We start from the raw sequence: 23,288 nt of genomic DNA, 5'->3' as shown, positions 1-23,288 counted from the left end.
TACATGGCTGCTCCTATTTTCTCTGTTGAGAATTTCCGCAGTGCCATTCTGTCTCTCCTACCGCGTGGCCCTATATGGTCTCGCGCTGTTGATGGCGTTTTGTACAAATTGGCTGGTGTGTGGGCGCAGACGTTCCAGCGTAATGGAGAGCGGTCAGCTCATCTGCTGGTAGACGCGTTCCCTGCCACAACAGATGAACTCCTGCCAGAATGGCAAAAAACGCTGGGCTTGCCAGATGCTGTCCAAACTACAACGCCTACGCTTGCACAGGCGCAAGGTCAGGTAGTGGCGCGGCTGTGTGGGGACCAAAACATAAGCATCCCTGCATTAGAGGATCTAGCAAAAACGCTTGGATATAGCGCAACAGTTACGCCGTGCAGTGCATTTTATTTTGGCATGCCATTTGGATCCTCCTTTGGGGGAGAGGGATGGAATTTTGTCTACATCATCACTGTAGATTCTCCCGCCTCTGATGATCATACGGTGTTCGAATACGAAATGCGCCGCGCATCCCAATCGGGAACAACCATATATTTCGAATATACAGGGTAAACGATGGATCTTTTAATCGCTCCTGGAACTGTTGATGCCAGCAAAGCTGATACTGCACCCGCAACTGGCACGCCAGGTTGGGCAACGGATGGAAATCCAGCTCAGCTAATTGGCCGCACGATTTTTCCTGCATATGCATACAACGCAATTTTGGCAGAGATTTATAATGTTATCGTCGGAGCAAAGTTAACGCCGGATAGAACGGACAATACTCAGTTATTTAAGGCCATCAGTCAGATTGCGGCAGGATCAGAAAGTGCTTTTTTGCCGCTTTCTGGCGGCACTTTAACCGGCATTGTAATCGGTATTGCTGTTTCGGATTGGTCACAGCGCCAATTAGTAAACGCTGTGGATGCTGATGGGCGTTATGTAAAAAAATCTGGTGATACATCTACAGGGTCGCAATATAGCTCCGGTTGGTTCAGCGGTGGTATAAACGGTGGCTGGAATGGTGCGCGCGCAAATACAGGCGATTACGGGTGGACGAATGGCCTAGAGTTTGGCAATCCCGCAGATGACGGAAAATACCGTGGAACATGGTCTGTAGCTGATGTCCTTAACGACGGTAGTAGTAATTCTTCCGGTCTCAATCTCACGGGTTATGATTCTGCTGGCAAAACGTATCAGTGGTATTTTGCGTGGAATGGTAACATCACCACGCCAAAAGGCCTTGTTGCGTTTCAGTCTGATCTTTCGGGATATGTTGCGAACACCAATACTGGTATCTCCGGCGCTATTTCCGGTACATCTCTATGTGTAAATCCGTCTGATGGGCGCGCGTATTTTGCCTACAATAGCAATGCCAAAATCGGCACATTGGCGTGGTATGCGGACGTAACAGCAGAGACTACAGCGCGGGTAAACGCTGATAACAATCTACAGGCGCAGGTGAGCGCAAAACAGCCAGCAGGGAATTATGTCACCGGACTTTCCGCAGGTAAAATCATGCAGGATTTTGTCGTTGCAGTTGAGGGCAGCGGCGTGCACGACATAACATTTCCGCAGGCATTTTCAGGCACTCCAACAACTATTGTTATCAGCCACGGCCTCACAAATGGGAGTAATGATCCTGTTTCTGTTTTGAGCGGCTGGACGGCAACGGGGTTCCAGATCCAAACCAATGGGTCAACCAGTGTTAATTTTCTGGCTGTTGGTCCAGCATGACCGCACCTATTCCATCCCCAAACTGGTATCCAGCTCCTGGGCGTACACTACTGTTACCTAGTATGGATCAGGTGAGAGGTGCTGTTACCTCTCCACCTACGCAGCTTGTCTGGCCTAAAAAAACTAGCGCAGATAACCTAGATTATTCATTAGATCCAAGTGATTGGCTGTCTGGAACAAGTGATTATTTGGCAAATATCGAAAGCGTTGAAATCACCACATCTCTTGGTGAGGCTGATGACCTAAAATGCCTGTGGTCTAGTATAGTAAACGGCATGGCATGTTTGATGATTGGTAGCGGACAGCCAGGAACACAACAAAATATCAACGTTAGATTGCTAACGCAGCAAGGGCGGCGCGCTGCGGTTAGTATATTGCTGCCCGTTAGCAATGCGCTTTCTGCCACCGCTCCGCAAAAAACGCCGACACTGTCGAACGGAACGCCGATACCACCGAATTCTATCCAGTTGGCAGGTGGATCAATTCTTCTTGGCGATAATGATCAGCCTCTCCTCATTGCATAAATAATCGGAATCCTCATGTCAGGAACTAACTCAACGGCGACCACGCCTAGTGGCCAGCCGATTTCGGCGTTGCCTGAAGCGCAAAATGTCGCAGCCGAAGACAGTATTTTAGGCGTATTTAGCGGCAAGGCGCAGCTTGCGACACCTGCCAATATTGTTAAGGCCGGACTACCATCAGACGTTGTAAAAACGGCTGATCTGGATGACGCGCTGTCTGGCTCTGCGCTAAACCAGTATGTCACGCAGGCCGCCACACATGCAGCAGCCTCAGAAACATCCGCCAATCAGTCTCAGACAGCATCAGCGGCGGCTTCGACAAGCGCCGCACAGGCAGCACAAACAGGCGTGCAGGTTGCAACTATTGCATCCAGTGTTAACGATACAGCCACCAGCGCTCAAAACGCAGTTGCAGGCGTAACGGCAGATGCTAACGCGGCCAAAGTGCTTCTGACAGCCGCTCTGTCCGGATCTGCGCCGCTGGAATACCGCGGCTATTGGGATGCCGCGACAAACTCCCCCGCGTTAGCCAGCAGCACCGGGACTGAGGGCGATCTCTATATCGTTTCAGTCGCCGGGACCACAAACCTAGATGGCAATGCCGCGTGGTCAGTGGGCGATGGCGCGTGGTTCACGGGCGGCAAATGGGTATATTTTGCCCGCGCCGGATGGGCTGCTGTAGCGCAAGAAATTGTGGCCATCAATGCGCTGGGGGTGGGCGATCACAGGCTATCTGCGGGCGGCACGGGGTTTTCCATCTCTGACGACACCGGCAATGTTGCATTTGAGATTGATTTTTCGGGCAATATGCTGGCTCTCAATCTCACGTTACCTGATGGCTCTATTCTGCAAGTCGCAGAAAATCAGGATGCGCCATTACGGCTGGTCGGCTCTGACGGCACATATCTCGATATCGGCCTGCCAGACACAGACCCGGTTATTGTAGAGACCGCCCCTGATCTCTGGCTAGACGCAGCGAGCGGGCTAACATGCGCAGCGTCTGGCGCAGTCCAGTCGTGGAGCAGCAAAACGGCATCGCCGTGGAATGCAACGATTGCAGCAGGAAATCCTGTCAAAATTGCAAACGCAATCGGTGATCTGCCGGCAATCCATTTTGACGGTGCATCGGCGCTCTCACATGCGCTGCCATTTATACCAGGCACTGTAATCGCAGTTTACCGCAACACAACCACCGCAGGCTCAGCGCAACCTGCAATTGTTGCGTGCGACAGCGCCACTGCTGGCACACCGGCATACGCATTGCGTGGGTTTATCCCGATGGGCGTTAGCGGTGGATTTTCTCGCGCGCAAGGCTATCAGGTCGGCACCAGTGTATCTGGTACCGAGTTTGCAGGCCGTGTGTCCGGTGCTCTTGGGCATTGGCAAGTGCTCGGTGCAACATATACCAACGATACAGTCACCACGGCATCCGGAAAAACACACAGTATCCCATGTGTAAAATCCCCAGCCGCAACTGTTTTAGCCCCCGGTGGGAAATCTGGGACGATTGGCGCAACATATAATGCATCTGGTGCCCTGACTGACTTTTTCACCGGCGACCTGTGCGAACTGCTCATCTGGCAACGCGCGTTGAGCCAGCGCGAATACAATGCTGTCGTCGCATCGTTGCAGAGCAAATACGAGTTACAGCCTGTATTCGGGCGGTTTTTGTACGGCGCGTTTCAGACAACGGAAGCGGGACTAGAATCAGGCGGTGTTGAGGGGCTTGTCATGCTCTCGTCTGACAACGGCGTTGAGTGGCAGCATGTCCCAACAGAGTTGATTTTTGACAGCGCACATACAATGCGCGATCCAACAATCACGTATCACAATGGGCGTTTTTTACTGGCCTGCACTGCTGGATCATTTGGCAACGGGTATCAGGATCGGTTTTCCGTTTATGAGTCTACAGACGGGCGGCACTGGTCGTTTGTGACTGACGTTATTTGCACAGTTGGCGGTGTTACGTCACACCAGACATGGGCCCCCGAGTGGTTCCACAACCCAGCAGATGGCGTTTTGCGTCTAGTAGTCCATCTCGATATTGGATCGGCTGCTAGTCAGATTTACGAAATGCACCCGACTGACGAAACGTTGCTTAACTGGTCAACACCGGTTCTGATTTCGCTGACCAACTATTCGAATGTGATCGACAGTTTTCCTCTCTACTACAAAGATCGTTGGGTTCTGTTTTTCAAAGATGAAAGCGCCCGCCAGATCCAGATTGCCACAGCATCTGTACCCACAGGCCCATACACAGTCCTGACAACAGGCGATTGGGCTGGATGGGGCAGTGGTGTCGAGGGGCCTAGCGTGATGCCTTTGGGCGAAGATGCTGCCGGGAACACGATGTTTAGGATTTATATCGACGCTCAGGGCGCGGGCATTTCATACAGTGACGCCGTTGGCGCATGGCCCGATGTGCTGACGGGAAAATGGTCAGCGCCAAAACTCCTGACTGTACCGTCCAATCCGCAGCACGGCACGTGCATCCGCAACCCAATTCCAAATTTTGGAGTATAAAATGGCTGGACTTTCTCTCACTATTGCAGGTGCATCATTTGCAGGGTCAGTCGGATTTGATCCCGCAGGCGATAGCACAATTACTGACTGGTACGTGTTTGGTGATCGCTCAGGCGCGGGCAGCATCACAGGCAGCCTGACCAATCAGGCCGCAGGTGCAAAAGCGCCGACAGTTACAGGCGAGAGCAGCATTGCTGTCAACCAAAACAATATTGTTATTGATAACGTTAAATCTGAGATTGTCAGCAATCTAGCGGGCGGTTCGGATTTTACTGCGTTTGCTGTTGTAGTCCCAGATTTTTTTAACGCTACAACGTCTCCAACCGCTCAGGGCAATCCGGTTACAGCAGGTATGTGCGGCGTTATCCCGTTTGGCAATATTGTTGGCGGGTCAACGTTGCAGGGCGTGACAGTGCAGGCAAACGCGCTCTCGGCCAATACATTTCAGTGGCAAGGATATTCGCAAGGTGCTTATTCGGGATTCAGCACGCTGCATCCAATATTCACACCGCCCGCCGCAGTTTCCATTGCTGAAACCCCCATTTTGTTGGCGCTGACACAAACAGTTTCGACAAAAACACTCACGTTTTACGATCTGACAAATGCACCGGGCAATGCGCTGTCTGCGGGCGCGCTGGGCACGGGGTATAACGTTGCTGATACCAATCTGCTGGTTGGCAGCTCATACGATGCACAGAATGGAAACGCTCCATGTCTGGGTGCAAAACTCTCATTCTGGGCCGGTTTCCAGCGCGCTATGACGCAGACCGAGGTGCAGGATATGGCAACAAAAATCCGTCGTGTTTTGAAACAAAACGGCCTTGTTGTCGGGTAAAACCGCAAAAAACTGAGAAAATTGAATGACAGATGAACAGAGCGCGGGCACCCCCAGCGTTGCTGATGGCGTGCACGCACGTCTGGATGATCACGAAGAACGCCTTGCCGCTGTAGAAAGGCGGCAGGACGTGACAGATGGCAAGCTGGATAGCATCAGCCGAGATATTGCGGCTGTGCGGGCAGAAGGTAACGCCCGCCAGCAAGCTACAAATGCCGGAATGGATCGGATTGGTATCCAGCTTTCTGACCTTACCCGCCAACTGGCGGCCCATACGGGTGCGCAGGAAGAGCGAAACAGACTGGCAGAAGACGGTTTGCGGCGTTGGAAAAAGTTGGCGGTTATTGTGGGGATTTTCTGCACACTTGGTGCTGCGGTTGGGTCCACATTGCTCTCAGATCAGGAGGTAGCCAGCACGATCTGGGTAAAATGGCTGCACTGGCGCGAACCGTGGGATGTTACCACACAGCCCACACCGCAGCCGCAGGAAACGCAGTTCATTCTACCCCCGCGTGAAATGGAGGCGACATGACCGGACTAAACTTATCTCAGTTTAAATCCCTCATCGTGCGGCCTGCGCTTGCAGGGGCTGGGCTTGGCGGTGAGGCGGCAGTTAATTTGCTAACCGGCACCTGCCTTGTCGAAAGCGGCCTTTCTTGGCTGGAGCAGGTCAGGGGGCCTGCCCTTGGTATCGCGCAAATGGAACCCGCAACACACGACGACTGCTGGGTAAATTACCTGCGCTACCAACAGGATACCGCAAACCAAATCCTCGCAACGTGCGGCCTCTCTGGTTTGCCTGATGCGAGCGTGATGGTCTGGAACCTGCGGTATGCCGTTTTGATGGCACGTGTGAAATACCTGCGTGTTCCAGCGCCGCTACCTGATGCAAACAATGCTGACGCCCTCAGCGCCTATCACAAGAATTACTACAACACGGCGTTGGGGCAGGCCAATGCCAGTGCAAACACATCTCTATTCCAGCAGGCCATCAATGCATGAGGCGGGTTCTCCTGCCGCTCATGCGCCAACTGGCATGGCGATTACTCAGAAAGGACAAATACGGTGTTTCTCACCGAAACGGAATGCGAGCGTATAGCAAAACGCACCGCAGATATCGTGCTGGCAGAACTCCGCCGCAGCATCCACCGCAGCCCAAACGGAAGCCTCGTAATTGACGTTGTGGAAGTGAACACACTGCCTGTCAGCTTGCGAGGAGGGGTGTCGCATGACTGATGCACCCGCTCCCGTAGCGCCAAAACGCTCTACTGTTGTTGCACAAACAGCCAAGGCCATTACGGCTGGCCTGTCCTTGCCCGCTATGGTGGCGGCACTTCCACAGCCCGAAGCAACATGGGTGCTTTATGCCTGTGTTGTGTTTGCGGCAGCAGGGGCGGCAGCAACGCAGATCCCACTTCCGGCCAATCAGTCCGGCAAGCTGTGGCTGGTTTATCGGATTATCAACTTCCTTGCCCTCAACTGGAAGCAGGCTGCCAATGCTGCGATTATTTTGCGCGGAGCAGTTTCTTCCAAATCCGAACCGCCCAAGGCTGGGCCGGGTTCTGTTGTGACCATTCCGAAAGACGATACGAAATGAAAAAAGCACTCCTTGCTCTGGGGCTGCTGCCCCTTCTGGCTGCCTGTGGCGCAACGCCACAAGCCAAGTTTAACCAGACTGTTTACGATGTGGACAGTTCCTATCACGTTCTGGCGCAGCCGATTCCCGATGCCATTAAAGGCAACGTGCCAGGCATCACCTTAACAGACACGCAAAAGGATCTTGCCAAGCGGGCAAGCCAGACCGTGTTTAATGAAATTTCGTCTCTGGAAGCCTCCATTGAGCACGGCAACAGCATCACCCAGACGGGTGTGAACGCACTCCAGACCGATTTTCTTTCATTCGAAACCTGCTGGGCAGGCCTGAAAACCGGCACCACGCCGGATGCCTGCGCAGCCCTTGGCGGGAGCAAATAACATGAACGCAACAGAAATCAGTGCCATCCTTGGTGTAGTCGGTACCGTAGCCGGTTTGGCCGAAAAATACGGGCCGGAAGTTTACGAGACGGTGAAAGAGGCTCTGGAGCAGTCCAAGAGCAAGACTGGGCCAAGCGTGGCAGATATTGAAGCCATTTTTGCCAAGTGTCAGGCCGATAATGCGGCTATCCAGTCCGCATGACGCCAGACTTTGAGTGCGGCATGATTGTTGGTGGCGGGGGAGTTTTCCTCGCCACTATCGCGCTGGCGGTAGGTTGGCGGATGCTGGTAGTGAGGTCTGATTTTTGGCGGAAAATCAGGGGATAAATTAACGTTTCCTGCGTTTTCTCTGATATTCGCGCGCATTGTCAGCGTTGCGCCCATCTGCACGTTTGCCACCGGGCGGGATTTGTGGGTGATCTATTCAGACCATGTTCTCGATATATCCGACCAGATAACGAGCGTTGTCGTAAGAGGATGTTTTATTCTGGTCTTTTTTTGCCGTCACTTCGCCGTTTCTGCTGATCCGAACCGTGCTTGCGTCGTATTCTGCGCTGTCAGAAACCTGAGTGATGATTGCTGCACGAACCGTTTTGCTCATTTTAATCATGGTCTTTTCCCTGCCCCCGTATGCCGAGGCGCGCCTTTCAGCGTTGTGCTGATAAACATTCATATAGGAACATTGTTCCTATTGGTCAACAGGAAAAATGCAGCCACGCGAAAAATAAACGGTACTTGTTACTGATTACCCCATCATCTCATCTGCTAGATACCGGCGCAGCACGTCATCCGCACTATTTGCGTCCGTCCAAAATGTCATACCGCTGGAACCAGATCCAACCATCACGATGCCGCCGCGCTGGATCGCATCGGAGAAAACGATTTGGTAGGCCTGATTGGCCACATCTCGGCCCTCAACAGGCACCTGATATGCAGAAAATTCTTTTTCTTGGCCAGCAATGTCCGCCAGGAGATTGGCATCTATGGCATTGATATTGATCGGTGTCATTGTGTGTGCTTTCGCGGTTTTCATCAAAAATAATTCCCAAAATGCTGAGTGCATTGCTCTATCGCCCGCCTCCCACATGCGCCACGATCTGGGGGCAACGTGGACGAGGCGGGCAGCATCTGATTGTGTGAGATTTTTATTTTTTCTCGTCTCGGCTATCATTTCGGGTGTTGGGCTATCCATTCATGCGATCCCGTTATTTTTGTCGGCAATCCTAAATGCCTTATCTAGCCAATGCGCCATTTTTTCATTCCCGGGGTTATCACCAACCCGCATGGCAGCGATAAAATCATCCGGGTCAATCAATGGTGCCTTTGCGGCTTTCAGTCGGCGCAATGTTGCTACCAGCTCGGTCTGTTCTGCCTCTTGGTAATCAAGTATTGCCCGTAGCGCCGTCATTGCCCGCTTTGCCTCTGCGTTTTGAGGCGCATTTTCTGCGATAACGCCTAGTGTTTCCTGCACGCCTGCAAGCCGAAATGCTTTGGAATTAAGTGTGGCGCATACGAATCGGAGCGTATGACGCAAAATGTCTTCATCTGGCCCATTTACAATCTGTGGGACAAACACATTTTCGCCACGGGATAAAGCGCGCGAGTCTGCGGGGGAAAGCCCCCGCGCAATTTCGATTAAATCCATTTTTATTCTTCTAAAAATATCTGCAACTTGAGGTAGATAGAGGGCCGGATTTCTCCGGCCAAACAGCTATTTGACGCGCTTGAACATCACCGTTTCTTCTTTAGCGCCCCATTTTGTCAGTTCAACACGTCCCCGCGCATAGCGCGTTTTGTTGTTGAACGTTCCAAGAGGGCCGAATTCTTTTTGAACGCGCGCATTATCAATCGGTGCGGAATTCTGGACAGACAGCCATGTTTTGTTGGTATTGAGGTCAATATGCTCAACCAAGAACACAATATCTCCCAGGGAAACATCATAGTTGTGGAGAGCAATGCGACGACGATTAGGATGGTTGACCATGTTATTTTCCCTGCCCCCGTATGCCGAGGCGCGCCTTTCAGCGTTGTGCTGATAAACTTTATATAGGAACAATGTTCCTAATAGTCAACAGGAAAATATAGTTTTTGCACTTTTTTAACCAAGGGCTGCCATAGATATCGGAGAGGCCCTTGGCAATACTTTCCGTATCATGCGCCCATAGCTAAGCGGGCAATAAATCCAGAGCGTGTTTCTCCTTCTTCCTTTGCGCGCCTATCTAGTCGGGTCAGAACACGCCGGGGCAGGGTGATATTCACACGCTCCGCCGTTGTATCGAACAGCATAGGATCAACATCAGCGAAACCAACAATCCAGTTTTTCCATTCTGGGTTGTCTCGCACGTTTTCTAGCGGAGAAGGCGCAGGAACTTTTTCGCTGTTATCCAATGCATCTTCAATCCACAGCGCAGCAGCTTTAGACGCATTTTTAACGGCCTCATCCAATGTATCACCGGCAGAGAAGCAGCCGGGAAGGTCTGGAAATACAACACCGTAAGATGTGGTTTCAGATCCCGGCTCAATTACGATTGGATAGCGCATTTTATCTCCTTTCCGGGCCTATTTCAGCCCAGCTTGTTTTTTGATGGCAGCTACGAGTCCCTTACCTAAATCTTTTTTAGGGTGGGGCACCGTGACCGTGTGAGGGTGATTGGGGTGCCTGAACTGGTGGTGAGAGCCACGAACTCGAATTTCTGTCCATCCTGCCTTTTTCATTTCTTTAATGAGTGCTGCGCTGTTCATGAAATATATATACACACGGTATGTATTATTCGTCAAGGATAAAATACGCATGGTGTGTATTTGTGAGAAGATTCCACGCGGGATGCAATCCCTGATCCCTTGGCGTAACGGGCGGAAGGTGAACAAATGTTCCCAATGAGTTAATTTAGTTATGTTTTATCCTCGAATTAAATGTTAAAAATTTGTGGGTAATTTTATGGGCAAATGTGCATTATGATTTTTTTATTATATAGTTTTATCAATGTATTAGATTGAATTTATTACGGACACCCCATCCGCCATCAAAAGAAAGACTTTTCCATAAAATCAATCTGTTAAGATATTAAACGTCTGACAGACCGCATCTTGCGCATGTGATCGCAGAGTCTAAAAGCCTTAGAAAATGCTCTGTGAGTTTTTATTGAAAAATGGATTTTTCTAGAAAATTACGCGGCAATTTTTGCATTATGAAAATATCGACGGTACTAAGTGAGCATATAAGTTATCTTGACCGTTTGCTTAAGCCGTTCTGAAGGCGGAAATGAAGCGAACTCTTTCCTGGACTTATCAGCAAGATAACCGGGTATGACTTTTTACATTGCACGGAGCGAAAAGAGAGTATGGCTCGTTTTCTGGTAACCGGTGGCGCTGGGTATGTTGGCAGCCACGTTGTTCTTGCCCTGCTGGATGATGGGCACGACGTTGTTGTGCTGGACAACCTGCGCACTGGCCACCGCGCCGCGGTGCCAGAACAGGCGACCTTCGTGCAAGGTGATATTTCAGACATTGATTGTCTGGATAAGGTTCTTTCCTCCGGCACGTGGGATGGCATTCTGCATTTTGCAGCCCTCTCCTTGGTAGGAGAAAGCATGCAAAACCCCATGATGTACATGACAGCCAATGCTGGCTATGGTTTTGGGCTGATTGATGCCTGCGTGCGCCACGGTGTAAAACGCTTTGTGTTTTCCTCCACAGCCAACCTGTTTGGTTCTGCTGGGGAAGGCCCGATTAACGAGGATGCCCCCATCAACCCCGGCTCTCCGTATGGCGAGAGCAAATATATGGTGGAACGCGCCCTGTACTGGGCTGACAAAATTCATGGGCTAAAAAGTGCCTGCCTGCGCTATTTCAACGCCGCTGGGGCTGATCCGGCTGGCCGTGCGGGGGAAGACCATCGCCCTGAAACGCATCTGATCCCGCTGGTTATTGATGCCGCCCTGAAGCGTCGCCCAGCCCTTACGCTGTTTGGTGAGGATTACCCCACACCAGATGGCACCTGTATCCGTGATTATGTGCATGTTACAGATCTGGCGCGCGCCCATCTGGCTGTGCTGCCGCTTCTGAATGATAAAAGCGTGGTGTTTAACGTTGGCACAGGGCGCGGCAATTCCAACCGCGAAATTATTGATGCCGTTGGCCGCGTGAGCAATCTGGAAGTGCCTTGGCAGGCAGGCCCACGCCGCGCGGGTGATCCGGCCAGCCTGGTGGCCAGCCCAGCGCGCCTGATGGAAGCAACAGGTTGGGCGCCAGAATTTACGGATATTGATCGGATTGTGGAAACAGCCTTTAACTGGCGCAAAAACCACCCGCAGGGTTATGGCGCGTAACCTTCTTTTTTCCTGCATGGTGGCCTTTACCGCTGCCATGCACGCCGCCTTAGCAAGCCATGCCGCCAACGCAGAAGGCCCAGCCTCCTACTGTGCCTGATCCTTTTTCTCGGTAGCCAAACATCCATGTCGCAGGCAGTGGCGGTGCAAAAACTCTGTATTGTTGCCCCATGAATTTTCACGCTGCCAAGGTGACCATTTGTGGCCAAGAAGGCGACATATCAGGCGGGATCTAAACCATCTCATATTGTGTGCTTTCTTTACCTTACGTGTTTGCCAATGGAATTTGGAAAGCGTGCAGAGGCAAAGGCATTTAGGGTAAAAATTTATAATTTTCTAGGGTAGTATCAGCATACACCTTTCAGGCTGGGGGGAATTGGCCTGTCTTGGCTTCAGCAAGGGCGCGCTGCATAAGCTTTTTCTCGTTCTTTTTAAGGAAGATGGCGCTCCCGATAATACAGATAATCCCAATAACGCCCACGCATGTTCCGACTGTTCCGGACAATTTGGTAATCTGATTGCCCAGAATGTACGTGCCAATAGCATAGCCACCAGCCCAGCAAGTGCCGCCAAGGGCATTAAACAGCATAAAGCGCGGCCAGCGCAATTGGCAGGCTCCTGCAAGCAATGCCACAAACACGCGTGCAACAGAGATAAAGCGCCCAAAGAAAACAATGGCATCGCCATGATGGTGAAACAGATATTCCCCTAACAGGAGGCGATCTGCTGTCAGGCCAATTTTTGCGCCATGTTTCTGTAAAAGCGGTAGCCCAACATGGCGTCCGATTAGATAACCGAAATTATCTCCGATAATGGCCCCCAAAATCGCAGCCGCAGTAATGCCCTCAATACCCAGATGGTGGGTTTTAAGGCTGTAAAGCGCAGCCGTGATAATGCAGGTTTCCGCTGGTAAGGGCAGGCCCATGCTCTCCATCATGACAATGATGGTGATAATTCCATATCCATAATGCTGCAGCAGATAGTCGAGATGCTCAAGCAGGGGAAATAATCCTTAGAGTGTTCAATGAAGCGTGAAAAAGCTGGCAAACCATGATGGAATCCAAAAAAACGGGCTAGTGACTTTCGCGCATGGCAAGATTGCACCTTCAGCCATTATGGATTTGCTGGGTGTTATGTGGATTTTCAGGAGAACCTAACTGCCTGTAATGTCATGACTTTTTTGGTTGTTTGATACAAATTCATTACAAGAGCAGGGGGCTGGTGTATAGACTGTTCCTGAATTGGAGAAGATGCGCCCCAAACGTGTGGCGCTTATGAGCTAAGGAACGAACCTATGCATCAGACAGCCCATGCTGAGCCCGCAGCGGCAGCACACGCGCAGATGCCCATTTCAGATGTAGATGTCTGCATTATTGGTGCTGGGCCAGTTGGGGGAACCTTGGCGTGCCACTTGGCGCAGGCGGGTATCAAAGTGGCTGTGGTGGACAAGGCGGATCTGCCGCCCATGGAAGACCCAGATTTTGATGGCCGGGCCTATGCTATTGCTGCTGGCCCCAAAGCGTATCTGGAAGAAGCCGGTGTGTGGGAGGCTCTGCCTCTGCCATCCTGCCCGATTGAGGATATTCTTGTAACGGATGGGCGGCCGGGTGAGCCTGCATCGCCGTTATTTCTGGAGTTCACGCGGGAAGATGCCAATCAGCCATTTGGATGGATGATTGAGGCACGCTCTTTGCGTGTAGCGTTAAACGCCAGCCTGCACACTACGCCAGAAATTACACTGCTGGCCCCGGCTGAAGCCAGTATTGTGCGGCATAAGGAAGGGGCAACAGTAACCCTGCATGACGGGCGCAGTTTTAAGGCAAAGCTGATTGTGGCGGCTGATGGGCGTAAAAGCCGTTTGCGCTCTCAGGCGGGCATTCCGCTTACGCGCTTGTCTTATGGGCAAACGGCTATTGTTTGCGCCATTGCGCATGAATTCCCGCATGATAACAGCGCGCTTGAGCATTTCCTACCCGCAGGACCATTTGCGCAACTTCCTTTGCCGGGGAATGAAGAACACCCTTACATGTCCGCTATTGTCTGGAGCGATCATGATGGCTTGGCAGAGCGTTTTGCCGCATTGCCGGACGATGTGTTTGCCATGCAGCTTCAGCGCCGGATGGGCAATAATCGTTTAGGGCAGGTCAAGCCTGTGGGGCGGCGGTGGACGTATCCTCTGTCTGCCCAGTATGCCCAACGTTATACGGATACCCGCATGGTTCTGGTGGGAGATGCCGCGCATGGTATCCATCCCATAGCCGGGCAGGGGCTTAATTTGGGTTTTCGCGATATTATTGCGTTAAGCAAGATTTTGATTGCAGCACATCATCACGGCAAAGATCTGGGAGCGCCTGAGTTGCTGGCGCGTTATCAGGCAGAATGCCGCCCAGCCAACATGCTTATGCTTGCAGCAACCGATGTGCTGGACAGGCTGTTCAGTAACAATAATCCAGTTTTAAGGTTTGCGCGTGATGTGGGTATTGCAGGGGTAAACCGTTTGCCCGCCCTGCGTAAAGCCTTTGTAAAGCACGCTATGGGATTGTGAAAATGGATGCAGCAACGCATGACGGTGCTCAGGCTGCCGTCAAAGCCAGCCATTTTGATGAAGACAGCTCAATCTGCGCACCTCAGCTAAATGTTCTGTGGCAACAGATGACACAGCAGGCCTGTGTTTGCCATGATCCGTTGGTGAAAGGGTTGCTGGCGACAGGCGTGCGCAGTCATTCAGATTTTTCTTCTGCACTGGCGGCGTTGATCGGGCGCAAGCTGGGGGATCGGTCTGTGGCATCCGATGCTTTGGCAGAGCTTGTTAAAGAAGGCTTTGATGCAGAGCCGGATATTGTATGTGCCGCCGCGGCTGATCTACTGGCGATTCGAGAAAGAGATCCCGCCTGCCCGGATTTTGTAACGCCGTTTCTGTTCTTTAAAGGCTATCAGGCAGTTCAAACATATCGGGTGGCGCATTGGTTGTGGGCAGAGGGGCGGCGGCATCTGGCGTTACATCTGCAAAGCCGCGCATCGGAGTTGTTTGCAGTCGATATTCACCCATCAGCGCGCCTTGGTCGGCGTATTTTATTCGATCACGGTACGGGCATTGTTGTAGGGGAAACCTGCATTATCGAAGATGATGTTTCCATTCTGCAAAACGTTACACTGGGTGGCACAGGCAAGCATTCTGGAGACAGGCACCCTAAGGTGCGGCGTGGCGTGTTGATTGGTGCCGGTGCCAAGGTTTTGGGGAATATTGAAATTGGTGAGGGTGCCAAAATTGGAGCTGGTTCCATTGTGCTGGAACCCGTGCCGCCCTTTACAACGGTTGTAGGTAACCCAGCCCGTAAGGTTGGTGTGCGCCATACCGGGCGCATGCCCGCCCTGAATATGGATCAGACACTGCCGCCAATTGATTATATTATTTGATTGGAAGCAAAAGGACATTACTGAAGGGAATATATTTTCCTTCAGTAATGTATTTTTAAAGTAACGTAGCGCGTGAAAACTTGCTTACAGAGCACTTTCGCCAGATTCTTTGGTGCGAATACGAACAGCGCGTGAAATATCACTTACAAAAATTTTGCCATCACCAATTTTGCCAGTATGCGCTGCTGTGGCAATGGCCTCCACAACCATGTCTTCCATGTCATCTTTGATAACAATTTCAACCTTGATCTTGGGCAGAAAACTGATGCGATATTCTGCACCACGATAAATCTCGGTCTGGCCGCGTTGCCGACCAAAGCCCTTCACTTCAGAAACTGTTAACCCCTGAATACCTAAAGGGGCCAGAGCTTCGCGCACGTCATCAAGTTTGAAAGGCTTGATAATCGCAGTAACCAGTTTCATGCGCTCTTTACTCCATTAAATGTCCGTCTATTCCGTTTCGATAGTGACATATTAAATTGACTTGCGCTAGGCGAATATTTGGTGAGCGTAAATGTGAAGGCTCAGCTTGGCGTATAGGCGCATGCCTTTCATTTTTCGGGGTGTAAACGGGGGAAAGTAACAGACAAAAACCAATATTTACCTTTTCACATTGCGTATGTTCGCTGCACAGGGCATTGATGCCGCTGTTGAGTTCCCCTGATATTTGTACATAAAGCAGGGTGTGACCTTATGGCAGGATGGGAGAGTTGCTCGTGCGTATAGCCATGATTGGTGGCGGATATGTTGGACTGGTTTCCGGCGCATGTTTTGCTGAATTTGGGCTGCATGTTGCTGTGGTGGAAACAAATCCAGACCGCCTTTCTGCTTTGCGCGAAGGTCGTATCCCTATTTATGAACCGGGCTTGGATGTGTTGGTTGAAACCAATGCACGTGCCGGACGCCTGACTTTTGGGGATGATATTGCACAGGCTGTTGCTGGCGCAGAGGCTGTTTTTATTGCCGTGGGCACGCCGCCACGGAATGGGGATGGTGCAGCAGATCTGCAATATGTACACGCAGCGGCCCGGCAGATTGCACAAGCTCTTACCGGCTATGCCGTTATTGTCACCAAATCCACAGTGCCAGTGGGCAGTAGCCGTAGAATAGCTGAAATTATTCGCGCCACCCGCCCGGATCTGGATTTTGATGTAGCCTCCAATCCTGAGTTCCTGCGTGAGGGCAGCGCTATTGATGATTGTATGCGCCCAGATCGGGTTATCATCGGGTTGGATCAAAAACAGCCAGAACGCGCACGCCGTGCCGAAGCTGTTATGCAGCGGGTTTATAAGCCGCTGAAGAAAATTGATGCACCATTGGTCTTTACCGGTCTGGAAACGGCAGAGCTGACCAAATATGCGTCCAACTCCTTTTTGGCCATGAAGATTTCTTTCATTAATGAAATGGCCGATCTGTGTGAAAAATTAGGGGCCAACGTGCAGGAGCTGGCTTACGGAATGGGGCTGGATGATCGTATTGGCAGCCGCTTTTTAAATGCTGGCCCCGGTTATGGTGGTTCCTGCTTCCCCAAAGATACGCTGGCTCTTTCCCGCATCGCGCAGGAAGCCCAAAGCGGGTGTCGTTTAGTAGAAACCACAGTGCAGGTGAATGAGGCTCGTAAAGCTGCCATGGCGGGCCGCATTATTGCGGCGTGTGGTGGTTCGGTAAACAATAAGACCGTGGCTGTACTGGGCCTGACCTTCAAGCCTGAAACAGATGATATGCGGGAATCAGCTTCCATTCCCATTTTGCACCGTTTGGCTGAGGGCGGGGCACGCTTGCAGGCTTATGATCCGGTTGGCATGGATGCCGCCAAATCTCTTTTGCCACCAGAAACAACATACTGTGAAAATGCGTTGGCAACCGCACAGGATGCTGACGTTTTGGTGGTTTTAACAGAGTGGGAGCAGTTCCGATCCATTTCACCAGATGCTTTGGCGCAACGTATGCGAAATAAAATTATTGTAGATTTGCGCAATATTTTTGATCCTGCTGTTATGCGTGAATCTGGTTTTTCGTATCTGTCTGTTGGGCGTCCGTAACGCCATACAGCAGCGCAATGCTTAGAAAGCCGTGGCCTAGGGTAAGGGCCACGGCTTTTTTTTATGGAACCTATTTTAATTGCGCTTGCAATTTTTATGTGAACAAATATAGAACAGAAAAAGCTGAGGAGGATCTCATGTCTTTGTCTGAACATATCGTTTTTCAGCCATTTGTTTGGCGGGGCACGAAGTTAGAAGGTGGATCTGCCATTCTGTGCCGTAATCTGGAAGATGCGCATCGCCGGATAGAAAAGGTGCGAGCAGGCGTTCTTTCTGTGGCCGGAGCACTGGTGGTGCGTATGCAGGTGGATGAAGAAGCCGGTGATTATGGAGAACCAGAATTTTTGGAACGTATTGGCAGTGTTCCAGAAATTGATGAGTAAGTTTGGGACTAAATGAAAGCCCTATTCCAGTAAGACACAGAAGTTGCAGGAATAGGGCTTTATGAAAAGTGTAATGTAACCGTTGAGATATTACGGTGAGCCGCCAGCCCCCGTTCCCATGTAAGGCCCGCTTGCTTTAGATGAGTCTGGGCGGTAGCCATCATTTTCATCTAAGGCAGGGCCACCATGGGGGTTTTCATCTTCATCTTCAATAATGGGCGGAGGGGCCTTCTGGTGCGCCTTGTCATGGAACAAGGGGCTGCTGTCTGATGCTGGCTGTTCATGGCAGGCAGTAAGAGCAAGCAGAAGGCCAGCAAGAACGGTAGCGGATTTCAATTTCATATCACGTATCCACAGAAATGCATGCCAAGGGGCAAGCGCTTAACGTGTGCCAAAAAGGCGATCACCAGCATCACCCAAGCCGGGAACGATGTAACTGTGTTCATCCAAACCGCGATCAATAGAACATGTCATAATCTGCACGTCTGGATGCGCTTTTTGCAAGCAGGCAATGCCTTCTGGGGTAGAAAGCAGGCAGGTAAACAGTAGCTTGCGTGCTCCTTTTTCCTTCAACCGCGTAATGGCGGCTGCCGCGCTGTGCCCTGTAGCCAACATGGGATCAACAACAATACAGCGGCGGGAAGAAACCTGAGAGGGAAGCTTAAGATAATATTCTACAGCTTCCAGTGTTTCGGGGTCACGGTACAAACCAATATGGCCAACCGGTGCAAATGGCACCAAGTCCAGCATGCCATCTAAAAGCCCATTGCCAGCACGCAGGATGGAAATAAAGCACACATCTGGCCCAGCCAGTTGTTCACCCATCATGGGTTCCAGAGGCGTTTGGATTTCTACTGGCTCTAGTGGCAACTCGCGAGTGGCTTCGTAGCACATCAGCAAGCTTAGTTCGCGCACAAGCCGACGAAAACCGGCAGTAGAGGTTTCTGCGCGCCGCAAATGGGTCAATTTGTGCTTGATAAGCGGATGATCCAGCACAAGAGGAGGGAGGGGAGTAACAGCATGACTTGTCATGCAACCCTCTATAATCATGGAAAAGCGCGTCTGCCACGTTTTCTTGCAGATGCAGAATATGTTTTATCCAGATCGTGCGGTTAGAAAAAAGGAAGGCCATCATGAAGCGTATCTGGATGGATGTGGAAGATCTGTTTGCCTTTGCACAAGCAGGTGCACGGCTTACGGGTATTCAACGCGTTGTGCTGGAAATTTGTGCAGCTTTTATGGTTGATCCGCGTATGGCTGGCCACATTGGTTTTGTGCAGCACACTATTCAGGGTACAGGCTTTGTGGTGGTGTCTTGGGCGCAGGTGCAGGCGGTTTGGCAAGCCCTGAGTGGGCAGGGGGCTGGGCAACCAGAACGCATGCAGATACGCAGCCTTTCTACTTCACACCTTACAAACCAAAGTTTGCTTCAAAAATGTGGGCAGCATGTGCCAGTTTCTGTACGCGTTCCTGCTGGTAAGCTGATCAGAAATACCCAGAGTGCGATGCAGGCAGGAGGAATGCTTGTGCGCGGCTTATGGGAACTGGCTTCTCATAATTTGCACAAAAAAGATGATTTTAGTGCACAGGAACAGGCTTTTTCTCCTCAAAAGGGGGATATCCTGCTTTCGCTGGGGGCATCATGGTCTCATGCCATGTATCAAAAACTGTTGCGACAGTGTCGGCAGCAATACGGCATGCGTATTGGGGTTTTGGTGCATGATCTGGTGCCGCTTTTGTGGCCAGAATGGTGCCAGCCCGGTTTGCCTGCTGTATTTCGGCGTTGGTATGAGCAGGTTGTGCCGGAATGCGATGTTATTTTTGCGAATTCCGAATCTACCCAAAAAGATGTGTTGTCTTATGCACAACGCAGCGGCAAGCCGCTTTCTGTTCCCGTTATTGTAGTGCCTATGGGGTGCGGGTTTTCTAAGGCAGATCCGGCAAGCGCCCCTCCTTCTGTTCAAGAGCACATAAAGCAGTTGGGGCCTTATGTTTTATGTGCTGGCACGTTGGAAGTGCGTAAAAATCACGCGCTTTTAGTAAGAGTATGGCGGCGGTTGTTGCAGGAACGGCCAGCCAATACCGTACCGAAGCTGGTGATTGCTGGCGGGCGGGGATGGCTGGTGGACGATCTGTTGCAGCAGCTTGAAAATAGCGCGTGGCTGAATGGGCACGTTGTGTGGGTAGATCGACCATCTGATAGCTGTATGGCGCAGCTTTATAAGCAGGCGCGGTTTACAATTTTTCCTTCATTTTATGAAGGCTGGGGCCTGCCAGTGACAGAAAGCCTACATTGGGGAAAGCCCTGCCTGACGTCTGCTGCGTCTTCCCTGCCAGAAGCAGGGATGGGGCTGACAGAAATGTTTGACCCTGATAACGCATCGCAGGCATTGGAGCTTGTACGTAACGTTCTGGATCAGCCGCAGCGCCTGGCAGCTATGGAGCAACAGATAAAGACACGTTTTCGGCCCATAGGTTGGAGCCGAGCCGCCGAGACTTTGTGGCAAACAGTCATGTAATGACCCGACGGCACGACAGAAGCATTGTTTGCAGAATGAATGGAAAAGGGAACGCTTGAATGGCTGTGAATTATGCCACGGTAACATGGGATCAGTTGCATCGTGATGCACGTGCGTTAGCAGAGGCGCTGATGCCTAAAATGCCCATTAAAGGCATTGTGGCGGTAACACGCGGAGGGTTGATTCCCGCAGCTATTGCCGCGCGTGAACTAGGGTGCCGTCTGATAGAAACCATTTCTGTCGTGACGTATGATGAAGAAAATATGGGCAAGCCCCAGATTATTAAGGAACCTGTTGCCGCCGGTGATGGAGAAGGTTTCCTGATTATTGATGATCTGGTTGATTCTGGTGTGACGGCGCGTGTGGTGCGTGAAAAACTGCCCAAAGCTTATTTTGCATGCCTGTATGCCAAGCCTGCAGGCAAGGAACTGACAGATCTGTTTATTACAGAAGTGCCGCAGGATACCTGGGTTTTGTTCCCGTGGGATACGGCGCCTTTGTTTGTGCCACCGCTGGCAAAAAGCAAAAAAAGCATGGTTGACTGATTTTTTATCATCAGAGGGTTGCCATACTCCGAATAGGCGCTTAAACAAGCCCTCAGTTCGGGGCGTGGCGCAGCCTGGTAGCGCGCGTGTTTTGGGTACACGAGGCCCCCGGTTCGAGTCCGGGCGCCCCGACCATAAATAAAGCGGGAGGCAACATCATGCCAGCGCGTATTTATAGGCAGTCAAAGCCTGCTGGTCAGTCAGGTTTTGCTGGCACTAGAGAGTGGGTTTTTGAATACGGTCAATCTGCTCCACGTAAGCAGAGCGCCCTTATGGGGTGGACTGGTAGCGCAGACCCACAATCTCAAATACATTTGTATTTTGATAGCCGTGAGGCTGCGGAAGCTTATGCGCAACGCGAACACATTGCGTATGTGGTGGAAGAAACAGCACCGCGTATGCGTCGCCCCAAAGTATATGCAGATAACTTCCGTTATGATCGCATCCAAAACTGGACGCATTGATTTTCTTGCTTTTCCCTATTATGCGTAGGGCGTAAAGCGCCCTTAGCTCAGTTGGATAGAGCAACAGCCTTCTAAGCTGTGGGTCGCTGGTTCGAATCCAGCAGGGCGCGCCAATTTTTTCCTAAAATACAGGGTGCAGTAGGCGTTTGTGTGCGCTAAAGCCGGATGTGTCTTTTCACGCTCCGTTTGAAAGTGCTGCCATGCTTACGGTTTTGCATCGTCTTATCTTGCCAACTGAAGGGCTGGAGCAATGCGATGCAATGTACGCACGTCCTGCGCTGCCAGAGCGTGTGGCTGATACATCTTCCTCAGCCTTTCGGCTAAAGATGGGGCAGGCATTTACTTTTGATACATTTTACAATGCGTTTTCCGTAAAAAAGTGGAAACAGGCTGGTGGTGTAAGTCGCCTGCTGTTGAGCTTGCATATACGCGGGCAAGGTGAGGTAACGCTTTTTCATCGTTCCAAGGCAGATGTTGTCACACCTCTTTGGAGCAAAGAAATTGAGGGCGAAATACGATGCGCAGAGGAAATATCAGCGTGGCCTACATTATCTGAAGGCCTGCTGTATTGTAGTGTAACGGCTCAGTCAGAGTGCACGGTAGAGGCCGTATATTTTGCAACATCCTCGCCCATGGTGCAGGTGCCGCAGTTGGGTGTTGTCATCACGCATTTTAACCGGCAGCAATATGTGCGTAATTCCATCCAGCGGGTGCAAAAAGCGCTTTTGCAAGACACTGCCTATCAGGATGTGATTCATTTTATTGTTATAGATAATTCAGCCAACCTTGATCCGGCGGAGGTGCCGGGGGCCAAGGTTATCAAAAATCATAATTACGGCGGCAGCGGTGGTTTTGCGCGCGGCCTTTTATATCTGCATGAGCAAGGCACCTTTACCCACTGTCTGTTCATGGATGATGATATTTCCTGCGAGGTTGAAGCTATACGGCGTTGCTACGCTATGTTGGCTTACAGTGTAGATAGGCACATCGGTTTGGCAGGTACATTGCTGGACGATCAAAGGCCATGGAGTGTGCAGGAAAAAGGTGCTGAATTCTCTGAGGGGGTGTTTCGTCCTTTACATAAAGGCGAAGACGTTAGGCCTATAGAAAATCTGCTGAATCTGGAGCAGGATACAGGCAAGCCCGTTTATGGTGGATGGTGGTTTTTTGCGTTCAGGCTAGATGCCGTATCAGCCTATCCATTTCCCTTTTTTGTGAGAGGAGATGATGCGCTTTTTGGCCTGATGAACCGTTTTAATATTGTTACGGTAAATGGCGTTGCCTGTTTTTCTGAACACTTTTTGAGCAAGGAAAGTGCTTTTACCCGTTACTTGGGTATGCGGGCATCCTTGGCTATCTACCTTATGGTGGGGCAAGGGCGCGCATTACCGGCTGTAAAAATGATGGGGCTCGCTTTTTTATGGTGTGCGTTGTCATGCAGGTATCAAAGTGCGCAGGCTATTTTGCTGGCATTTCAAGATGTAAGCCAAGGGGCTGATTTCTGGCGGCACAATCTGGATTTTATGCCCCTTGCCAAGCGTATCCAAAAAGAAGCTGTGCAATGTAAAGAACCTGCATATTTTCAATCACATCCGTTTCATTATGAAGGACAATTAGAAACAAAATTGAGGAGATGTGTGAGGCTCATGAGTTTAAATGGGCATCTTCTGCCAGGATGGGCTTTATATAAAAAACCGGTATATGTAGGAGAATACACGAGCGGGTTACTGGGGCTGACATTCAGACATCAGCGCATTGTTTATCGTAAATATGAAAGTTCAGATATTTTTGAGGTGGAACTTAACAGGTTCCGATTGTTGGCTCTTACATGGGCTTTTTTCAAAACAAGTATTATATTTATTTTGAAGACACCGTTTTTGAGAAAGTCGTATAGAAGTAAACTATCTACATTATGCAGTCGAAATTTTTGGATATCTGTTTATAAATAAAATAATTAATATTTGTATTTAATGTTGTTTTCATATTAATGAATTATTTTTTATTATGTATGGGTTTTTTAA

Annotated in this window: 30 protein-coding genes and 2 tRNA genes; 22 read left to right on the top strand and 10 right to left on the bottom strand. The window is 50.8% G+C overall.

From position 1 onward, the window contains the following. Positions 1 to 3: 3 nt before the first annotated feature. From WG31_RS09215 to WG31_RS09170, 11 genes are all read left to right on the top strand, one after another. Positions 4 to 552 (top strand): putative phage tail protein, encoded by a 549-nt coding sequence (locus WG31_RS09215; RefSeq protein WP_063354325.1) that lies wholly within the window; start codon positions 4 to 6, stop codon positions 550 to 552. 3 nt (positions 553 to 555) lie between these two features. Continuing rightward, positions 556 to 1,716, top strand: a complete 1,161-nt coding sequence (locus WG31_RS15920) for a hypothetical protein (RefSeq protein WP_063354324.1) — start codon at positions 556 to 558, stop codon at positions 1,714 to 1,716. Then, positions 1,713 to 2,240: a phage fiber-tail adaptor protein gene (locus WG31_RS09205; protein WP_063354323.1), complete on the top strand. Its 528-nt coding sequence runs from the start codon at positions 1,713 to 1,715 to the stop codon at positions 2,238 to 2,240. Before WG31_RS15920 ends, WG31_RS09205 begins: the two co-directional genes overlap by 4 nt. Before the next feature lie 15 nt (positions 2,241 to 2,255). Further along, positions 2,256 to 4,760 (top strand): glycoside hydrolase family protein, encoded by a 2,505-nt coding sequence (locus tag WG31_RS09200; RefSeq protein WP_157884516.1) that lies wholly within the window; start codon positions 2,256 to 2,258, stop codon positions 4,758 to 4,760. A 1-nt stretch (position 4,761) separates the two neighbouring features. Next, positions 4,762 to 5,595: a hypothetical protein gene (locus WG31_RS09195; RefSeq protein WP_063354321.1), complete on the top strand. Its 834-nt coding sequence runs from the start codon at positions 4,762 to 4,764 to the stop codon at positions 5,593 to 5,595. Between the two features lie 25 nt (positions 5,596 to 5,620). Next, the gene (locus WG31_RS09190) at positions 5,621 to 6,127 is read left to right on the top strand and encodes a hypothetical protein (protein ID WP_063354320.1); all 507 of its coding nucleotides are present in this window, start codon (positions 5,621 to 5,623) and stop codon (positions 6,125 to 6,127) included. After that, entirely contained in the window at positions 6,124 to 6,597 is a 474-nt protein-coding gene (locus WG31_RS09185; RefSeq protein WP_063354319.1) for a hypothetical protein, read from the top strand. Before WG31_RS09190 ends, WG31_RS09185 begins: the two co-directional genes overlap by 4 nt. Positions 6,598 to 6,660: 63 nt before the next feature. Beyond that, a complete protein-coding gene (locus tag WG31_RS15820; RefSeq protein WP_167348734.1) occupies positions 6,661 to 6,831 on the top strand; it encodes a hypothetical protein in 171 nt (56 codons plus the stop codon). Continuing rightward, on the top strand, positions 6,824 to 7,192 hold the full coding sequence (locus WG31_RS09180) for a hypothetical protein (protein ID WP_063354318.1): 369 nt from the start codon (positions 6,824 to 6,826) through the stop codon (positions 7,190 to 7,192). Before WG31_RS15820 ends, WG31_RS09180 begins: the two co-directional genes overlap by 8 nt. Next, entirely contained in the window at positions 7,189 to 7,569 is a 381-nt protein-coding gene (locus WG31_RS09175; RefSeq protein ID WP_063354317.1) for a hypothetical protein, read from the top strand. The genes WG31_RS09180 and WG31_RS09175 overlap by 4 nt, the downstream gene beginning before the upstream one ends. A 1-nt stretch (position 7,570) precedes the next feature. Then, positions 7,571 to 7,771 carry a hypothetical protein gene (locus WG31_RS09170; protein ID WP_063354316.1) on the top strand — a complete coding sequence of 67 codons (201 nt, stop codon included), beginning with the start codon at positions 7,571 to 7,573 and terminating at the stop codon, positions 7,769 to 7,771. Positions 7,772 to 7,993: 222 nt separating this feature from the next. Here WG31_RS09170 and WG31_RS09165 read toward each other — a convergent pair whose 3' ends face one another. The 6 genes from WG31_RS09165 to WG31_RS15020 all read right to left on the bottom strand — a co-directional run bounded on the left by WG31_RS09165 (position 7,994) and on the right by WG31_RS15020 (position 10,284). After that, positions 7,994 to 8,242, bottom strand: a complete 249-nt coding sequence (locus WG31_RS09165; RefSeq protein ID WP_063354315.1) for a hypothetical protein — start codon at positions 8,240 to 8,242, stop codon at positions 7,994 to 7,996. Positions 8,243 to 8,314: 72 nt separating this feature from the next. Beyond that, positions 8,315 to 8,761, bottom strand: a complete 447-nt coding sequence (locus WG31_RS15915) for a helix-turn-helix domain-containing protein (RefSeq protein ID WP_209439338.1) — start codon at positions 8,759 to 8,761, stop codon at positions 8,315 to 8,317. Further along, on the bottom strand, positions 8,762 to 9,214 hold the full coding sequence (locus tag WG31_RS09155; protein ID WP_063354313.1) for a hypothetical protein: 453 nt from the start codon (positions 9,212 to 9,214) through the stop codon (positions 8,762 to 8,764). A 66-nt stretch (positions 9,215 to 9,280) separates the two neighbouring features. Then, positions 9,281 to 9,553: a hypothetical protein gene (locus WG31_RS09150; protein ID WP_063354312.1), complete on the bottom strand. Its 273-nt coding sequence runs from the start codon at positions 9,551 to 9,553 to the stop codon at positions 9,281 to 9,283. Positions 9,554 to 9,720: 167 nt separating this feature from the next. Continuing rightward, the gene (locus tag WG31_RS09145; protein ID WP_063354311.1) at positions 9,721 to 10,110 is read right to left on the bottom strand and encodes a type II toxin-antitoxin system HicB family antitoxin; all 390 of its coding nucleotides are present in this window, start codon (positions 10,108 to 10,110) and stop codon (positions 9,721 to 9,723) included. Between the two features lie 18 nt (positions 10,111 to 10,128). Next, on the bottom strand, positions 10,129 to 10,284 hold the full coding sequence (locus tag WG31_RS15020; RefSeq protein WP_408736581.1) for a type II toxin-antitoxin system HicA family toxin: 156 nt from the start codon (positions 10,282 to 10,284) through the stop codon (positions 10,129 to 10,131). A 626-nt stretch (positions 10,285 to 10,910) separates the two neighbouring features. On the opposite strand from WG31_RS15020, the gene galE reads away from it, so the two are divergent. Then, a complete protein-coding gene (gene galE, locus WG31_RS09140; protein WP_006116444.1) occupies positions 10,911 to 11,897 on the top strand; it encodes a UDP-glucose 4-epimerase GalE in 987 nt (328 codons plus the stop codon). A gap of 361 nt (positions 11,898 to 12,258) precedes the next feature. On the opposite strand, the gene WG31_RS09135 is transcribed toward galE, so the two are convergent. Next, positions 12,259 to 12,834 (bottom strand): DedA family protein, encoded by a 576-nt coding sequence (locus WG31_RS09135; RefSeq protein WP_006116445.1) that lies wholly within the window; start codon positions 12,832 to 12,834, stop codon positions 12,259 to 12,261. Positions 12,835 to 13,191: 357 nt separating this feature from the next. Between WG31_RS09135 and WG31_RS09130 the strand changes: the two genes are divergently transcribed. After that, entirely contained in the window at positions 13,192 to 14,442 is a 1,251-nt protein-coding gene (locus WG31_RS09130) for a UbiH/UbiF/VisC/COQ6 family ubiquinone biosynthesis hydroxylase (protein WP_081461448.1), read from the top strand. 2 nt (positions 14,443 to 14,444) lie between these two features. Then, the gene (gene cysE / locus WG31_RS09125) at positions 14,445 to 15,314 is read left to right on the top strand and encodes a serine O-acetyltransferase (protein ID WP_003625733.1); all 870 of its coding nucleotides are present in this window, start codon (positions 14,445 to 14,447) and stop codon (positions 15,312 to 15,314) included. Between the two features lie 84 nt (positions 15,315 to 15,398). On the opposite strand, the gene WG31_RS09120 is transcribed toward cysE, so the two are convergent. Further along, on the bottom strand, positions 15,399 to 15,737 hold the full coding sequence (locus WG31_RS09120) for a P-II family nitrogen regulator (RefSeq protein ID WP_003625731.1): 339 nt from the start codon (positions 15,735 to 15,737) through the stop codon (positions 15,399 to 15,401). 278 nt (positions 15,738 to 16,015) lie between these two features. Here WG31_RS09120 and WG31_RS09115 point away from each other — a divergent pair, with 278 nt between their 5' ends. Beyond that, positions 16,016 to 17,356, top strand: a complete 1,341-nt coding sequence (locus tag WG31_RS09115; RefSeq protein ID WP_082823178.1) for a UDP-glucose dehydrogenase family protein — start codon at positions 16,016 to 16,018, stop codon at positions 17,354 to 17,356. Positions 17,357 to 17,493: 137 nt separating this feature from the next. Further along, entirely contained in the window at positions 17,494 to 17,739 is a 246-nt protein-coding gene (locus WG31_RS09110) for a hypothetical protein (protein WP_035350564.1), read from the top strand. Between the two features lie 90 nt (positions 17,740 to 17,829). Here WG31_RS09110 and WG31_RS09105 read toward each other — a convergent pair whose 3' ends face one another. Together WG31_RS09105 and upp are read right to left on the bottom strand one after the other, a co-directional pair. Further along, positions 17,830 to 18,081 carry a hypothetical protein gene (locus tag WG31_RS09105; RefSeq protein WP_035350566.1) on the bottom strand — a complete coding sequence of 84 codons (252 nt, stop codon included), beginning with the start codon at positions 18,079 to 18,081 and terminating at the stop codon, positions 17,830 to 17,832. A 39-nt stretch (positions 18,082 to 18,120) separates the two neighbouring features. Continuing rightward, positions 18,121 to 18,789: a uracil phosphoribosyltransferase gene (gene upp / locus WG31_RS09100; protein WP_006116450.1), complete on the bottom strand. Its 669-nt coding sequence runs from the start codon at positions 18,787 to 18,789 to the stop codon at positions 18,121 to 18,123. Positions 18,790 to 18,872: 83 nt separating this feature from the next. Here upp and WG31_RS09095 point away from each other — a divergent pair, with 83 nt between their 5' ends. From WG31_RS09095 to WG31_RS09070, 6 genes are all read left to right on the top strand, one after another. After that, positions 18,873 to 20,258, top strand: a complete 1,386-nt coding sequence (locus WG31_RS09095; RefSeq protein WP_063354309.1) for a glycosyltransferase family 4 protein — start codon at positions 18,873 to 18,875, stop codon at positions 20,256 to 20,258. Between the two features lie 59 nt (positions 20,259 to 20,317). Next, positions 20,318 to 20,803 (top strand): xanthine phosphoribosyltransferase, encoded by a 486-nt coding sequence (gpt, locus tag WG31_RS09090; RefSeq protein ID WP_006116452.1) that lies wholly within the window; start codon positions 20,318 to 20,320, stop codon positions 20,801 to 20,803. A gap of 58 nt (positions 20,804 to 20,861) precedes the next feature. Beyond that, positions 20,862 to 20,938, top strand: a tRNA-Pro gene (locus tag WG31_RS09085). Between the two features lie 23 nt (positions 20,939 to 20,961). Continuing rightward, on the top strand, positions 20,962 to 21,267 hold the full coding sequence (locus tag WG31_RS09080; protein ID WP_063354308.1) for an ETC complex I subunit: 306 nt from the start codon (positions 20,962 to 20,964) through the stop codon (positions 21,265 to 21,267). Between the two features lie 36 nt (positions 21,268 to 21,303). After that, a tRNA-Arg gene (locus WG31_RS09075) sits at positions 21,304 to 21,380 on the top strand. Positions 21,381 to 21,467: 87 nt separating this feature from the next. Further along, a complete protein-coding gene (locus tag WG31_RS09070; protein WP_209439394.1) occupies positions 21,468 to 23,216 on the top strand; it encodes a glycosyltransferase family 2 protein in 1,749 nt (582 codons plus the stop codon). Positions 23,217 to 23,288: the final 72 nt, after the last annotated feature.

Origin of the sequence: Acetobacter oryzifermentans, assembly GCF_001628715.1 — a bacterium.
GTDB classification, from domain to species: Bacteria; Pseudomonadota; Alphaproteobacteria; order Acetobacterales; family Acetobacteraceae; genus Acetobacter; species Acetobacter oryzifermentans.
The sequence above is the reverse complement of the archived record's forward strand: the minus strand, read 5'-3'. Positions and strand labels throughout refer to the sequence as shown.

Bases quoted from the DNA above. Each gene is read 5' to 3' on its own strand.
- WG31_RS09215 (WP_063354325.1), top strand. From the start codon at position 4: ATGGCTGCTCCTATTTTCTCTGTTGAGAATTTCCGCAGTGCCATTCTG.
- WG31_RS15920 (WP_063354324.1), top strand. From the start codon at position 556: ATGGATCTTTTAATCGCTCCTGGAACTGTTGATGCCAGCAAAGCTGAT.
- WG31_RS09205 (WP_063354323.1), top strand. From the start codon at position 1,713: ATGACCGCACCTATTCCATCCCCAAACTGGTATCCAGCTCCTGGGCGT.
- WG31_RS09200 (WP_157884516.1), top strand. From the start codon at position 2,256: ATGTCAGGAACTAACTCAACGGCGACCACGCCTAGTGGCCAGCCGATT.
- WG31_RS09195 (WP_063354321.1), top strand. From the start codon at position 4,762: ATGGCTGGACTTTCTCTCACTATTGCAGGTGCATCATTTGCAGGGTCA.
- WG31_RS09190 (WP_063354320.1), top strand. From the start codon at position 5,621: ATGACAGATGAACAGAGCGCGGGCACCCCCAGCGTTGCTGATGGCGTG.
- WG31_RS09185 (WP_063354319.1), top strand. From the start codon at position 6,124: ATGACCGGACTAAACTTATCTCAGTTTAAATCCCTCATCGTGCGGCCT.
- WG31_RS09180 (WP_063354318.1), top strand. From the start codon at position 6,824: ATGACTGATGCACCCGCTCCCGTAGCGCCAAAACGCTCTACTGTTGTT.
- WG31_RS09175 (WP_063354317.1), top strand. From the start codon at position 7,189: ATGAAAAAAGCACTCCTTGCTCTGGGGCTGCTGCCCCTTCTGGCTGCC.
- WG31_RS09170 (WP_063354316.1), top strand. From the start codon at position 7,571: ATGAACGCAACAGAAATCAGTGCCATCCTTGGTGTAGTCGGTACCGTA.
- WG31_RS09165 (WP_063354315.1), bottom strand. From the start codon at position 8,242: ATGAATGTTTATCAGCACAACGCTGAAAGGCGCGCCTCGGCATACGGG.
- WG31_RS15915 (WP_209439338.1), bottom strand. From the start codon at position 8,761: ATGGATAGCCCAACACCCGAAATGATAGCCGAGACGAGAAAAAATAAA.
- WG31_RS09155 (WP_063354313.1), bottom strand. From the start codon at position 9,214: ATGGATTTAATCGAAATTGCGCGGGGGCTTTCCCCCGCAGACTCGCGC.
- WG31_RS09150 (WP_063354312.1), bottom strand. From the start codon at position 9,553: ATGGTCAACCATCCTAATCGTCGTCGCATTGCTCTCCACAACTATGAT.
- WG31_RS09145 (WP_063354311.1), bottom strand. From the start codon at position 10,110: ATGCGCTATCCAATCGTAATTGAGCCGGGATCTGAAACCACATCTTAC.
- WG31_RS15020 (WP_408736581.1), bottom strand. From the start codon at position 10,284: ATGAAAAAGGCAGGATGGACAGAAATTCGAGTTCGTGGCTCTCACCAC.
- galE (WP_006116444.1), top strand. From the start codon at position 10,911: ATGGCTCGTTTTCTGGTAACCGGTGGCGCTGGGTATGTTGGCAGCCAC.
- WG31_RS09135 (WP_006116445.1), bottom strand. From the start codon at position 12,834: ATGATGGAGAGCATGGGCCTGCCCTTACCAGCGGAAACCTGCATTATC.
- WG31_RS09130 (WP_081461448.1), top strand. From the start codon at position 13,192: ATGCATCAGACAGCCCATGCTGAGCCCGCAGCGGCAGCACACGCGCAG.
- cysE (WP_003625733.1), top strand. From the start codon at position 14,445: ATGGATGCAGCAACGCATGACGGTGCTCAGGCTGCCGTCAAAGCCAGC.
- WG31_RS09120 (WP_003625731.1), bottom strand. From the start codon at position 15,737: ATGAAACTGGTTACTGCGATTATCAAGCCTTTCAAACTTGATGACGTG.
- WG31_RS09115 (WP_082823178.1), top strand. From the start codon at position 16,016: ATGGGAGAGTTGCTCGTGCGTATAGCCATGATTGGTGGCGGATATGTT.
- WG31_RS09110 (WP_035350564.1), top strand. From the start codon at position 17,494: ATGTCTTTGTCTGAACATATCGTTTTTCAGCCATTTGTTTGGCGGGGC.
- WG31_RS09105 (WP_035350566.1), bottom strand. From the start codon at position 18,081: ATGAAATTGAAATCCGCTACCGTTCTTGCTGGCCTTCTGCTTGCTCTT.
- upp (WP_006116450.1), bottom strand. From the start codon at position 18,789: ATGATTATAGAGGGTTGCATGACAAGTCATGCTGTTACTCCCCTCCCT.
- WG31_RS09095 (WP_063354309.1), top strand. From the start codon at position 18,873: ATGAAGCGTATCTGGATGGATGTGGAAGATCTGTTTGCCTTTGCACAA.
- gpt (WP_006116452.1), top strand. From the start codon at position 20,318: ATGGCTGTGAATTATGCCACGGTAACATGGGATCAGTTGCATCGTGAT.
- WG31_RS09080 (WP_063354308.1), top strand. From the start codon at position 20,962: ATGCCAGCGCGTATTTATAGGCAGTCAAAGCCTGCTGGTCAGTCAGGT.
- WG31_RS09070 (WP_209439394.1), top strand. From the start codon at position 21,468: ATGCTTACGGTTTTGCATCGTCTTATCTTGCCAACTGAAGGGCTGGAG.